We start from the raw sequence: 13,290 nt of genomic DNA, 5'->3' as shown, positions 1-13,290 counted from the left end.
GGCCCTGAACCCAGAGTCCCGATGTACCACGTACTCTGCTTCTACGACTGCTACGCAGCCGAACGGGGGCAAGCCCCCTCGCCACAAAGTCAATGCAGATCCCTCCAAAAATTCTTCATTCGGGGAACATCACACTGTCACGCTGGTCAGGTACATCAGTAGCGGTCCAGGACCGCACGACGGATGCGTGCAAAAACGCGACATTTTTTGTTGATCTCGAGCCCCTCACGCCCTACAGTTCGCGCCGAACGTCCATGCTGGAAACGATCCATCCGGCTCAAGTACTGACGACGAGACAGCAAGGCCAAGGGCAGCACCTCCCATGGCCTTTTTGCTTTCGGCGACATGCCTTGGGAAGTAGGCGAACCAAAGTGGGGATACGGAGGACGTTCAGGAGGGTGTGTTATCAATGAGTTCACGCGTGCGAACTCATTGATAACACACCCTCGAACCCATTGATCAATCCAGTTTGCCAGTAGGAGATCCCCAGCATGTCGATCAACGTCGATGACTATTTCGCGCGCGATACTTTTCAGAAAATGAAAGCGTTCGCCGACCAGCAGGAAACCCCGTTCGTGGTGATCGACACCGCGATGATCAGCAAGGCGTATGACGACCTTCGCGCCGGTTTCGAATTCGCCAAGGTCTACTACGCGGTCAAGGCCAACCCGGCCGTCGAGATCATCGACCTGCTCAAGGAAAAAGGCTCGAACTTCGACATCGCCTCGATCTACGAGCTGGACAAGGTGATGAATCAGGGCGTTGGCCCGGATCGCATCAGCTACGGCAACACCATCAAGAAATCCAAAGATATTCGCTACTTCTACGACAAGGGCGTGCGTTTGTATGCCACCGACTCCGAAGCCGACCTGCGCAACATCGCCAAGGCGGCACCGGGCTCGAAAGTCTACGTGCGCATTCTGACCGAAGGCTCGACCACCGCGGACTGGCCGCTGTCGCGCAAATTCGGCTGCCAGACCGACATGGCCATGGATTTGCTGATTCTGGCCCGTGATCTGGGCCTGGTGCCGTACGGCATTTCGTTCCACGTTGGCTCGCAGCAGCGCGATATCAGCGTCTGGGACGCAGCGATTGCCAAGGTCAAAGTGATTTTCGAGCGCCTGAAAGAAGAAGATGGCATCGTCCTCAAGTTGATCAACATGGGCGGTGGCTTCCCGGCCAACTACATCACCCGCACCAACAGCCTGGAAACTTACGCTGAAGAAATCATCCGTTTTCTCAAGGAAGATTTCGGTGACGACCTGCCGGAAATCATTCTCGAGCCAGGCCGTTCGTTGATTGCCAATGCCGGTATCCTGGTCAGCGAAGTGGTGCTGGTGGCGCGTAAATCCCGTACCGCCGTAGAGCGATGGGTGTACACGGATGTGGGCAAGTTCTCCGGCCTGATCGAAACCATGGACGAAGCCATCAAGTTTCCGATCTGGACCGAGAAAAAAGGCGAAGTGGAAGAAGTCGTCATCGCCGGTCCGACCTGCGACAGCGCCGACATCATGTATGAAAACTACAAGTACGGTCTGCCGCTGAACCTGGCGATCGGTGATCGTTTGTACTGGTTGTCGACCGGTGCTTACACCACCAGCTACAGCGCGGTGGAATTCAATGGCTTCCCGCCGCTGAAGTCGTTTTACGTGTAATAGCATTTTTAGACAAAGGCCCATGGAAGCATGGGCCTTTTTTATTTATCGCTGAATGGGCTGCAAGTAATCGACGATCACCGGAATCCTGGCCAGCGCGACAACGACTCGCTCTTCTACAGGCACGGACGTGTGTTGTTGGAAATCGCCTGAAAACTGCGCAAATGCATTCACGATCGTTTCGAACGCCTTGACGTAACTCCAGCGCGCATCGTCCATGCGGTCCAAAGCCCCGACCATTTCGATCTTGCCTGAGAGTTGGGTGATGTTACGGGCGTGGCGTGCAACCTGCCCCTTCAACTCACTTGCCTTTTCCTTAAGCCGATCATACCCATCCAACATATTGAGGTACGAAATCAGGTCGCCGACACCGGAGATGGTTTTTTTCACGGTGTTGATCGCCAACATTGCAATTTGCGCCTGCGGTGGCGCCATACCCAATGCTTTCAGGTTATCAAAGGTCAGTTGCGCCTCTTTACCGATCTTGTCAATTCCGGCCTTACCAATCAGATCGATCGCTTCGGACACAGATTGCATCTGCGGTTGCAGTGCGACAATTTTTTCTTCGGTGAGCGCTTTAAGTTGCTCAGCGGTTGTGCGGTCTTGTTCAAGTGCGCAGACCCAACGGGCCGATGCAGACCTGTCAAACCGGCCACTCATTCCGGTTTTGATGCCTTCAAGGTCTTCGGTATGTGTGGTCAGGGCTTTGAACACCTTCTGGAGTTCATTCTCCATATCCTCTCGAACGTCATAAGCGTCCTCGGGATTGCGCAAATCGAGCTGATAATTTTTCAGTTTCTGCGCCGCACGTTTCAGGCGGATGCTGCCCAACTGAGCGTGCGTACGCACCGCCAGGACCGAGCCGCCGATTGCAACGGAAAGGCTTTTCATCGTGGCGACCACGCCAGGCAAGTATTCAAATTGCTCAGACAGCATTTGCGAATCAGTGCTCGCGGCCTGCACCACTGCATTCAGGCTGCGTAAGTCAACGACGTCATATGGCGTGTAGCGTGGGGCACTGAATCCCGAAAGCATTTTTTTGCCGCTGCGTAAAACCTTGTTAGTGCGGTCATACTCCGCATCGGCGGCCGCGAACACTTCAAGCAGTTGATCGGCACTCGTCTGAATAACGGACCAAGGCTCAACAACACTCTTTATCTGGTTGGCGAACCTCCTCAATGAAGTTGCATCTCCAAACTCGTCAACTTCAGTCATGGAAGCCTCGACGTATTTGCCTAAAGCGCTCCAGACCAGCATGAGATTTTCCGTTGCTACCTTGGCTTCAAGCGCAATGTAGTTGAGATTCTGCAGATCACCGCGCACTCGATTCAATGAGCTCAATGTCTGGTTTTTGCTCGCCATGATTGTGTTCGAAGCGTTTTGCTTGATGTGCAGCTCCTTGCGCTCCTTGCGAACCTCCTCCGCTTTGACACCTTGATAAATACCAAGGACCAGGCCGCCAACATTCAATGTCGCTGCAGACTTTACCGCCTCCAGAACCCATTGATCGTAACGCTTATTGAGTTCATCAATCTCTGCGGCACGCGCGTCGATTACTTTCTGCAGGTCCTTGATCTCACCCTCATAGGTATTGGCGCTGACAAACCCCAATCGAAGTCTGGTTTCCGGCACCACGCGCACGCGCATATCGGTACTGAAGCTGTCCAGCGCCGCTTGAACAGACTTGGCCTTGGCATGGCAACTTCTAACCCGGCCCAGTAATTTACCGAGATAGTATTTGATATCTGGAACATCTTCGGGATTCAATTCAAGACCAGGAAGATTGGGCATCTTCAACTTGAGTTTCTGATACTCATCCGGTGTAGTGATATCGTGTTGTTCCAGGTACCTGGTTGCCCTAAGGTCTTCGTAAACCTCGATAATATTGCTGCCTACCCCGAGAATAGTGCCCGCGAAAATTTTCAGATCAGTCCCCGTCAGCATTATTTGCTCGCGAAGTGGCGACCAACGCCTGGCATGTTCATGGATGATCTGAAACGTGCGCAGGAAATCTGCCACGGTGAGCCCGGTGGAGCCCGTGTCGTCCGTTCCATAATGCAAATAGTTTGCGATATCGTCATGGCGGATCGGAAGCGACAAACCTAACGTTTCGTATTGTCTTAAACTGATTATTTGTTCCTTGGTCAACTGTATTCCGGGCTCACGATTAAACTCATCACCCACACCGATTGACGCGGCCACAAAGACCCTGGGCGCGTTTGCAGCAACTTCGATAATTTTCTCGTCAAGCTTGATTCCCATAATCGACTCCATGTCTCTCGGGATTGATAAATTAAATGGCGCGCTTCACGCTCCGAACATCAGCTAATCCGCTTGGCTGGAAATTTCGTGCAAAAAAGAATCTAGAGCAACCTGGCGCCCGGGCACCACTCTTTAGATATTAGAATTTGAAACAACCTGCAGGAAATTGCGACCTCGGATTCCAGAGATCAACGGGCCTGTCGCGTCGACACGTGCGCATCGACGTTGGCCGGACTGCGGCTCAAGTACTCGACCACTGGGAAAGACGCAGCCGATAAGCGTCGGCCATTTCACGAATCTCGGGGTGCCGTGCGGCCAGCAATGACTCGCAAGCGGCCCGCAGGAAATTCGCGTTACCACCCTCCAGCGCCTTGTGCAACCAACTCATTGCCTGGTCAGTTTCACCCCTGTCCGCCAACACGGCGGCATAACTGAACTGCCCACGAAAATCCCCGCCTATCGCCGAACGTCGATACCACTCGTACGCAGCAGCCGTATCCACCGGGCAAACCCGGCCTTCTTCCAGATAGCGCCCGAGCAGATTCATGGATTTCGCGTGGCCGAGTTCTGCGGCAGCACGATACAAATTCAGCGCTTGCACTTGATCTTCGGTCACCCCGCGCCCGGTCGCCAACAAATTCGCGTAGTTGTACATCGCCCAATCCAGCCCGGCTTCGGCGGCAACACGGTAATGTCTGGCCGCAATCGAAGCATCGGCCTCGCAACCCCAGCCATGTTCATGACATCGGCCGAGCATGTTGCGCGCCATCAGGTGCCCGCGCTGCGCGGCGATTGCGAACCAGCGCACGGCCAGCGGCTGATCCTGGGCAATACCGCGCCCGTCGAGCAGAATCTGCCCCAGCAACGCCTGAGCATCAAGAACGCCTTCGCGGGCGGCGATCAGGATGGCCTGAGCGGCCCGTGCGGGGCTTTCTTCGAGCATGGATTTGAGCTGATCACCGTCGAGCACTTCTTCGCGGCGCAATTGAAACGTCATACCTCGACCCAGCGGCGCAGCAGGTTGTGATACGTACCGGTGAGGCGGATCAGCGACGGGTGATCCGGCACGTCCTGAGTCAACTGCTGGATCGCCCCGTCCATCTCGAACAGCAGCGCGCGCTGACTGTCTTCACGGACCAGACTTTGTGTCCAGAAAAACGAGGCGTAACGCGTGCCTCGCGTTACGGCATTGACCTTGTGCAGGCTGGTGCCGGGATACAGCACCATGTCGCCGGCGGGTAACTTGACACGTTGAGTGCCGAAGGTGTCCTGGATTTCCAGTTCGCCGCCGTCGTACTCCTCCGGCTCACTGAAAAACAGCGTCGCCGACAGATCGGTGCGTACGCGCTCGATGCTGCCCTGGGGCTGGCGCACGGCATTGTCGATATGGAAGTCGAAACTGCCGCCGGCTGTGTAACAGTTCAACAACGGCGGGAAAACCTTGTGCGGCAGCGCTGCCGACATGAACAACGGATTTTTCCACAGCCGTTCCAGCATCGCCGCGCCGACTTCCTTGGCCAGCGGATGCCCCTGCGGCAACTGCAAATTGTGCTTGGCCTTGGCGGACTGATAACCCGCGGTGATTCTGCCGTCGGCCCAATCCGCCTGCGTCAGTGCCTCGCGAATACGCTGCACTTCTTCTTTAGCGAACAAGCCGGGAATGTGCAGCAGCATGACGACACCTGATATCGAAAGGATGGCAATGGTATTGATTCTTATTGCCCATGTAAAACCGTTGCGACGAACGAATCACCAGAAACCGTAAGGACAAACGTAAAGAATGTAAATTCGATGCAAATAGCAACGTTTCGCAATTGATACTCATCCGCGTCTCCCCTATATTCCGCGACCTAAATCCTTGGGGAGGGGAAATCACATGTCACGCCAACAACCACAATTACCTGTCAGTGCACCACGTTTGCTCGCTTCCGCGATTGGCGTGGCCATTACCGCCGGTTCTGCAGGCCACATGGTGTTCGCTGCGCAAAAGACTGACGACAAAACACCGAACAATGCGATTTCCCTGGATGCCACCGCCATCACGGGCGAGGCTCAGGATGAAACAACCTACAACGTTGAAAAGGTCTCCTCGCCCAAGTACACCGCGCCGCTGGTGGATACCCCGCGTTCGGTGACCGTGATCCCGCAACAAGTTCTCAAGGACACAGGCGCCCTGAACATGCAGGACGCGCTGCGCACTGTGCCGGGCATTACATTTGGTGCCGGTGAGGGCGGCAACCCGCAGGGCGACCGTCCATTCATTCGCGGTTTCGACGCCCAGGGCGACACTTACCTCGACGGCGTGCGCGATACCGGTTCGCAGAGCCGTGAGATTTTCGCTGTCGAGTCGATCGAAGTCAGCAAAGGCCCGAATTCGGCCATCGGTGGTCGCGGCGCTGCGGGCGGCACCATCAACCTGGTGAGCAAAAAAGCGCACGCCGGCAACTCCTTCGATGGCGGCTTCACCTGGGGTTCCGATCAGACCCAGCGCTACACCATGGACGGCAACTATCAGTTCACCGACACCGCCGCCGGCCGTCTGAACCTGATGAGCCACGAAAGCAACGTAGCCGGTCGTGACAGCGTCGATTACGACCGCTGGGGCGTCGCGCCCTCGCTGGTGTTTGGCCTGGGCACCGACACCCGGGTCAACCTCGATTACTACCATCTGGAAAGCAACGACACGCCGGATTCGGGCATTGCGTACTCCATCCCGGTCGCGGGTTCCGCTGCACGGACCAAGTCCAACCCGGACAAACCGTACGCCGGGGGCGACGACAGCAATTTCTACGGCCTGGACCGTGATTTCCGCAAGGGTCGCACCGACACCGCGACCTTCGCCATCGAGCATGATCTGAGCGACGCGCTGACCGTCAAGAATACCCTGCGCCACGGCAACAGCATGCAGGATTACATCCTGACCCAGCCGGACGACAGCCAGCGCAACGTCAACAACGGCACCGTCTGGCGCCGCGCCAACAGCCGCGTCAGCAACACTCGGACTACGACCAACCAGACCGATCTGTTTGGTGATGTCTATATCGCCGGCTTCAAGAACAGCTTCTCCACCGGCATCGAATTGAGTCGCGAAGAAAGCGAGAAATCCTCGTACAACGTTAATACCGACACTACGCCGGCGACGGCTGCGGTCACCACCAACTGCAGCCCGGCGACGATCGGTGCGCCGAGCGGTTACAACTGCACCTCGCTGTCCAACCCGAACGCGAACGATCCATGGAATGGCGCGATCTCGCGCAACTACGCCGGCACGGACACCCAGTCCGACACCTACGCGCTGTACGCTTTCGACACCCTCGAGTTGTCCGAACAATGGCTGGTGAACATGGGCCTGCGTTACGACCACTTCGACACCGATTACAAAACCTATAACGCAGCAGGCACCACGACCGCCAAGGGCGATGACGTCAGCGAGTTCGTCACCGGTCAGTTCGGCGTGGTGTACAAGCCCACCGAAAACGGCAGCATTTATGCGTCGTACGCCACCTCCGCAACACCACCGGGCGCCACCCTGGGCGAAGGTCAGGAAGGCAACCCGCTGGGCGGCACCGCTGACCGCAGCGGCAATCTGCTAAGCAGCGACATGGAGCCGGAAACCACCAAGAACTACGAAATCGGTACCAAGTGGGACCTGCTCAACGATCGTCTGTCGCTGACCGCTGCGATCTTCCGCACCGAGAAAGACAACGCTCGCGTGCAGGTCGATACAACCTCGTACGAGAATGTCGGGACCACCCGCGTTGACGGCCTGGAACTGTCGGCCACCGGCAAGATTACCGAGCAATGGCAGGTGTTCGCCGGTTACAGCTACCTCGACGGCAAGCAGGTTGACGGCGGCCCATTGGGTGCCGCCAACGACGGCAATCAATTGCCGAACACGCCGAAGAACAGCGCCAGCGTGTGGACGACTTATGCCATCACGCCGAAGCTGACCATCGGCGGCGGGGCGTTTTATGTCGACGACATATATGGCAGCACAGCGAACACCACCATGGTCGATTCTTACGTGCGTTACGACGCCATGGCCAGCTACAAGGTCAGCAAAAACCTCGACCTGCAGCTGAACGTGCAGAACCTGACCGACGAAACCTACTACGACAAAGCGTTCTCGACTCACTTCGCCAATCAGGCGGCGGGGCGTACCGCGCTGTTGAGCACCAATTTCCACTTCTAACCCGACCCTTGCAGGAGCGAACTTGCTCGCGATGGTCGTCAACGATAATGCGGGGAACCTGAGACCCGCGTTGTTCTTGGGTTCTTCGCGAGCAAGCTCGCTCCTACAATAGTGGGAACGCCTCGGCCCCGTTCATCTGCATGAACGGGGCTTTTGTGCGTAAACACCAAGCTTCTCGATAACCCACGGCATAATGCGCGTCGTGATGATCATTTCCGAACGAACAAGGCGAGTGATGTGTTGAAGAAAACCCTGTTCCAGTTGCACTGGTTCTTCGGCATCAGTGCCGGGCTGGTCCTGGCCCTGATGGGCATCACCGGAGCGACGGTGTCGTTCCAGGATGAAATCCTGCGCGCCCTCAACCCTTCGGTGTTGCAGGTCGAGAAGCAGGTTGCCGGCGTCCTGCCGCCCGCCGAACTGGTGGAAAAGATCGAGGGAGCATCCGGCAAGAAGGTCTCGATGCTCACGGTCGAGACCGACAGCGGCAACGCCGCGCGGGTGTTCTTCACCCCACCGCCCGGCGAGCGTCGTGGCGAGATGCGTTACTTCGACCCCTACACCGCCGAGTTCATGGGCGCCGCTACCGGCCAGGACTTCTTCGGTCTGATGTTGCGCCTGCACCGTTTCCTCGCCATCGGCGACACCGGTCGCCAGATCACCGGCGCCTGCACCCTGATCCTGATCTTCTTCTGCCTCTCCGGTCTGTACCTGCGCTGGCCGCGCCAGTGGAAAAGCTGGCGCGCCTGGCTGACCCTGGACTGGAAGAAAAAAGGCCGCAGCTTCAACTGGGATCTGCACTCGGTCGCCGGCACCTGGTGCCTGGTGTTTTATCTGCTGGCGGCGTTGACCGGGTTGTCGTGGTCCTACGAGTGGTACAACAAAGGCCTGACCCGTCTGCTTTCCGATTCGCCACAGAGCGAGCGCGTGCGCGGTGGTCGTGGCCCGGCGCCAAGCGGTCCGGCGCCGACCGCCGATTACGCGGCGATGTGGAGCAGCATCTACAGCGCTGCCGGCCCGGCATTGAGTTCCTACAACATTCGCATGCCGCCCGTGGCCGGTCAGCCGGCAACGGTGTTCTATCTGCTGAATTCCTCGCCACACGACCGCGCGTTGAATCAGATCACGCTCGATCCGGCCACCGGCATCGTCAAACGTCACGACCGCTACGGCGACAAAAGCCTCAAGGCGCAATTGCTGACCAGTATTTACGCGCTGCACGTCGGCAGTTATTTCGGGATGGTCGGTCGGATCATTCTGACCGTCAGCGCACTGACCATGCCGCTGTTTTTCATCACCGGCTGGTTGCTTTACCTGGACCGTCGGCGCAAGAAAAAACACATCAAGGCCGCTCGCGAAGGCCTGATGCAACCGGGCAGCGATGCACCGGCATGGCTGATCGGTTTTGCCAGCCAAAGCGGGTTTGCCGAGCAGCTGGCGTGGCAGACGGCGGGCCAGTTACAAGCGGCCGGCCTGCCGGTGAAGGTTCAACCCTTGGCGACGGTCAGCGAGCAGGATTTAATCGATTCGAGCAACGCGCTATTCGTGGTCAGCACCTTCGGCGACGGCGAAGCACCCGATAGCGCACGTGGATTCGAACGCAAAGTACTGGGCCGCGCGTCGAGCCTGGGAAGCCTGAACTACGCAGTGCTGGGACTCGGCGATCGCCAGTACCAACATTTCTGCGGTTTCGCCCGACGCCTGCATACCTGGCTCAGTGAGCACGGCGGCAAGCATCTGTTCGCCCCGGTAGAAGTCGACTGCGGCGACCCCTACGCCTTGCGTCACTGGCAACAGCAACTCGGTCTGCTGACCGGACAGGCGCCTGCGGACACCTGGCAAGCGCCCAGCTACGACAACTGGACGCTCACCCGACGCGAATTGATGAACCCCGACAGCAGCGGCGCGCCGGTGTACTTGCTCAGCCTCAGCGCGCCGACCACCAGCAGCTGGTTGGCCGGCGACCTGGTGGAAGTCTTGCCGCGCAACTGCCCGTGGGCGATCGAGCACTTCCTTGATGGCCTGGGGATTGATGGCCGCGCGGTCGTGACGCTCGAAGGTCTTTCGCAACCGCTGGAGCAAGCGCTCGCCACTCGCCAGTTGCCGGAGAATCGCACTCACCTGGTCGGCCTGCACGCGCAAGCGCTGCTCGATGCGCTGGTGCCGTTGGCGATGCGCGAATATTCGATCGCCTCGATTGCCGCCGACGGTGTGCTGGAATTGATCGTGCGTCAGCAACTGCACCCCGATGGCAGCCTCGGCATCGGCTCTGGCTGGCTGACCGAGCACGCACCGGTGGGTAGCACCATCAGCCTGCGCGTGCGGCGTAACAGCGGATTCCATCTGCCGGTCGAACCGGTGCCAATGATACTGCTGGGCAACGGTACGGGTCTGGCCGGGCTGCGCAGTTTGCTCAAGGCGCGGATTGCCGATGGGCAGCAGCGCCACTGGCTGTTGTTCGGCGAGCGCAATCGCGAATTCGATTACCTGTGTCGCGCAGAGCTGGAGGAATGGCTGACTTCGGGGGATCTGGAGCGGCTGGACCTCGCGTTTTCGCGGGATCAGGCGCAGAAGATTTACGTGCAGGATCGGCTGCGCGAGTCGGCTGATTTGCTCAAGCAGTGGCTAGCGGACGGCGCGGTGATTTACATCTGCGGCAGCTTGCAAGGCATGGCTTCGGGGGTGGATCACGCGCTTAACGAACTGCTCGGCATTGAAGAAGTTGATCGGCTGATCGAGCAAGGGCGATATCGGCGCGATGTTTATTAACCGACCTTTTTAATTGATCGTTCTCACTGCGTGTGGGAACGATCAACGCCACTTGGCTAAAGGTTTATTTATAAATCTAGTTGTTCAAGCGTTTGGCTATCACGTCAAGTTGCGTCGCGGACGGACATTGAATATTAGAACAATTGTTATTCAGGCGGCACATCTCGTTGCAATCCATGGGTGAGTTCACACCCGCTCGATTAACAATACACTGATCGCTGGTACCGCTTCGGAATACTCCATTGCGATCGGCGTCTACGCCCAGAAACACACACAACACCGTTCCGCCACCCACGCCACCGTTCATGCCGCAATAATAGCCACCTGCGATAGCCCAGGCGCCGTTGCAGATGCCTGCATTAGCCTCGGTGGCCGTGGCCGCTTTGCTGGTAAAGAGCAATAGCAAGCAGATGATTAATGATGCGAGTAATTTCCATGAGTACCGTTGTTCTTCCATTGAGTTCATCATTTGTATCCATTCGGGAGTGAAGAACAGAGACTAATTAAAACTGGATTGGAAAAACAACCTCCACTAACAACAGGAAATAATATAAGCAACTACCGCAGTTACATCTCCGAACAAGTTATTTGAACAACGCGACTTACCGAGAGAGCCTGCTCCCACAGGTTCGAGTCGTTCACACATCCAGTGATCGACTCGACCTGGCAGGTATCAGGCGTTAACGGGTTCTGCCGCCAGTTCAACAACCTCAGGGCGCTTGAGCAGCGCATAGGCCACCGCCGTCACCAGGCTCCCCGCGACGATCGCCAGCAAATACAGCAGCGCATGGTTGATCGCGTTCGGGATTGCCAATACGAACAGCCCACCGTGCGGCGCCATCAGTTTGCAGCCGAAATACATCGACAACGCACCGGTCAGCGCGCCACCGGCAATACTCGCCGGGATGACCCGCAACGGGTCCTTGGCGGCAAACGGAATCGCGCCTTCAGAGATGAAACACAAGCCCAGCACCAACGCCGCTTTACCGGCCTCGCGCTCGGTCTGGGCGAATTTGCGCCGGGCGATGAACGTGGCGATGCCCAGGCCAATCGGCGGCACCATGCCGGCGGCCATCGTCGCTGCCATCGGTGCATAACTTTGCGAAGCCAGCAGCCCGACCGAGAACGCATAAGCGGCCTTGTTGATCGGCCCGCCGAGGTCGACGCACATCATGCCGCCCAACAACACCCCTAGCAGAATCGCGTTGGTGGTGCCCATGCTGTCGAGAAACTGCGTCAGGCCCGCAAGCATCCCGGCGACCGGTTTGCCGACCACATAGATCATCACCAGACCGGTGAACAGGCTGGCGAATAACGGGATGATCAGAATCGGTTTCAGCGCCTCCAGGCTTTGCGGCAACCGCGCATAACGATTGATTGCCTGCGCCGCGTAACCGGCGATGAAACCGGCAATGATCCCGCCGATGAAACCGGCCCCCAAGGTGCTTGCCAACAGTCCACCGATCATTCCCGGCGCAAGGCCCGGACGGTCTGCAATCGAGTAGGCGATGTAACCCGCCAGCAGCGGCACCATCAACTTGAACGCGGTGTCGCCGCCTATCTGCATCAGCGCGGCGGCGAGCGTGCCCTCCTCCTTGAATGCGGTGATGCCGAACACGAAGGACAACGCGATCATCAGACCGCCCGCCACCACCATCGGCAGCATGAACGACACGCCAGTCAGCAAGTGTTTGTAGACGCCGGTTTTCTCTTGTTTGGCCGGGCCGTTGCCGGCGCTAGCCGCGCTCTCCTGCCGACCTTCGGCCAACGCTTTGTTCAGCGTCGCTTCGGCTTGCTTGAGGGCGATGCCCGTGCCGCAGCGGTAAATTTTCTTGCCGGCGAAACGCTCGGTCGCGACTTCGATGTCGCACGCCAGCAGCACCACATCGGCATCGGCAATCGCGGCCGCACTGAGTGGGTTGCGCGCACCGACCGATCCCTGGGTCTCGATTTGCAGGTCATAGCCCAGACGCTTGGCGGCTTGCTGCAAGGCTTCGGCCGCCATGAACGTGTGGGCAACACCGGTCGGGCACGCCGTAATCGCGACCAGACGCGGGGCGTTCCTGATGGTGGCTTCACGTGGGTCGACCGCGTCGGGCAAGGCGTAAACCTGCGCCTCTTTTGCGCCGCGTCGCAGCACCGCTTCGACGTCTTGCAGGGCTTGCGCCGGGGCAATCCGAAAGACTCGTTTACCGACGAACCGGGTCATGTCCACCGCCCCGGTGGCCACCAGCAATACCCACTCGGCCGCCTCGATTGTTGCCGCCGACAATTCGCGCTCGGGGTGCGCCGCATCCACCACTTCAACGCTGGTGCTCCAGCCCTGGCGCTGCGCTGCGGCATCGAGCAAACGCGCACACAGCACACTGGTGACCATGCCGTTCGGACAGGCTGTAACAATGGCTAACTTCATCA

At 58.1% G+C, this 13,290-nt stretch carries 8 protein-coding genes; 3 read left to right on the top strand and 5 right to left on the bottom strand.

Annotated elements, in window-relative coordinates:
• The first annotated feature begins 491 nt into the window (after positions 1 to 491).
• Positions 492 to 1,655 carry a type III PLP-dependent enzyme gene (locus ACYZT1_RS04420; protein WP_462017840.1) on the top strand — a complete coding sequence of 388 codons (1,164 nt, stop codon included), beginning with the start codon at positions 492 to 494 and terminating at the stop codon, positions 1,653 to 1,655.
• 45 nt (positions 1,656 to 1,700) lie between these two features.
• Here the strand turns inward: ACYZT1_RS04420 and ACYZT1_RS04415 are convergent, their stop codons facing one another.
• The 3 genes from ACYZT1_RS04415 to ACYZT1_RS04405 all read right to left on the bottom strand — a co-directional run bounded on the left by ACYZT1_RS04415 (position 1,701) and on the right by ACYZT1_RS04405 (position 5,591).
• Positions 1,701 to 3,917: an alpha-xenorhabdolysin family binary toxin subunit A gene (locus ACYZT1_RS04415; protein ID WP_462017839.1), complete on the bottom strand. Its 2,217-nt coding sequence runs from the start codon at positions 3,915 to 3,917 to the stop codon at positions 1,701 to 1,703.
• Between the two features lie 241 nt (positions 3,918 to 4,158).
• Positions 4,159 to 4,914 (bottom strand): tetratricopeptide repeat protein, encoded by a 756-nt coding sequence (locus tag ACYZT1_RS04410; RefSeq protein ID WP_462017838.1) that lies wholly within the window; start codon positions 4,912 to 4,914, stop codon positions 4,159 to 4,161.
• Positions 4,911 to 5,591: a Fe2+-dependent dioxygenase gene (locus ACYZT1_RS04405; protein ID WP_462017837.1), complete on the bottom strand. Its 681-nt coding sequence runs from the start codon at positions 5,589 to 5,591 to the stop codon at positions 4,911 to 4,913. The genes ACYZT1_RS04410 and ACYZT1_RS04405 overlap by 4 nt, the downstream gene beginning before the upstream one ends.
• A gap of 202 nt (positions 5,592 to 5,793) precedes the next feature.
• Here ACYZT1_RS04405 and ACYZT1_RS04400 point away from each other — a divergent pair, with 202 nt between their 5' ends.
• Positions 5,794 to 8,109: a TonB-dependent receptor gene (locus ACYZT1_RS04400; protein WP_462017836.1), complete on the top strand. Its 2,316-nt coding sequence runs from the start codon at positions 5,794 to 5,796 to the stop codon at positions 8,107 to 8,109.
• 237 nt (positions 8,110 to 8,346) lie between these two features.
• Positions 8,347 to 10,875 carry a PepSY domain-containing protein gene (locus ACYZT1_RS04395; RefSeq protein WP_462017835.1) on the top strand — a complete coding sequence of 843 codons (2,529 nt, stop codon included), beginning with the start codon at positions 8,347 to 8,349 and terminating at the stop codon, positions 10,873 to 10,875.
• A 76-nt stretch (positions 10,876 to 10,951) separates the two neighbouring features.
• Here ACYZT1_RS04395 and ACYZT1_RS04390 read toward each other — a convergent pair whose 3' ends face one another.
• Both ACYZT1_RS04390 and ACYZT1_RS04385 read right to left on the bottom strand, forming a co-directional pair.
• Positions 10,952 to 11,341, bottom strand: a complete 390-nt coding sequence (locus tag ACYZT1_RS04390; RefSeq protein WP_462017834.1) for a hypothetical protein — start codon at positions 11,339 to 11,341, stop codon at positions 10,952 to 10,954.
• Between the two features lie 207 nt (positions 11,342 to 11,548).
• On the bottom strand, positions 11,549 to 13,288 hold the full coding sequence (locus tag ACYZT1_RS04385; protein ID WP_462017833.1) for a PTS fructose-like transporter subunit IIB: 1,740 nt from the start codon (positions 13,286 to 13,288) through the stop codon (positions 11,549 to 11,551).
• Positions 13,289 to 13,290 lie beyond the last annotated feature (2 nt).

The organism is Pseudomonas sp. PB3P13 (assembly GCF_054897735.1).
Note: the sequence above shows the minus strand (reverse complement) of the source record. Positions and strands in the feature narration are given on the sequence as shown.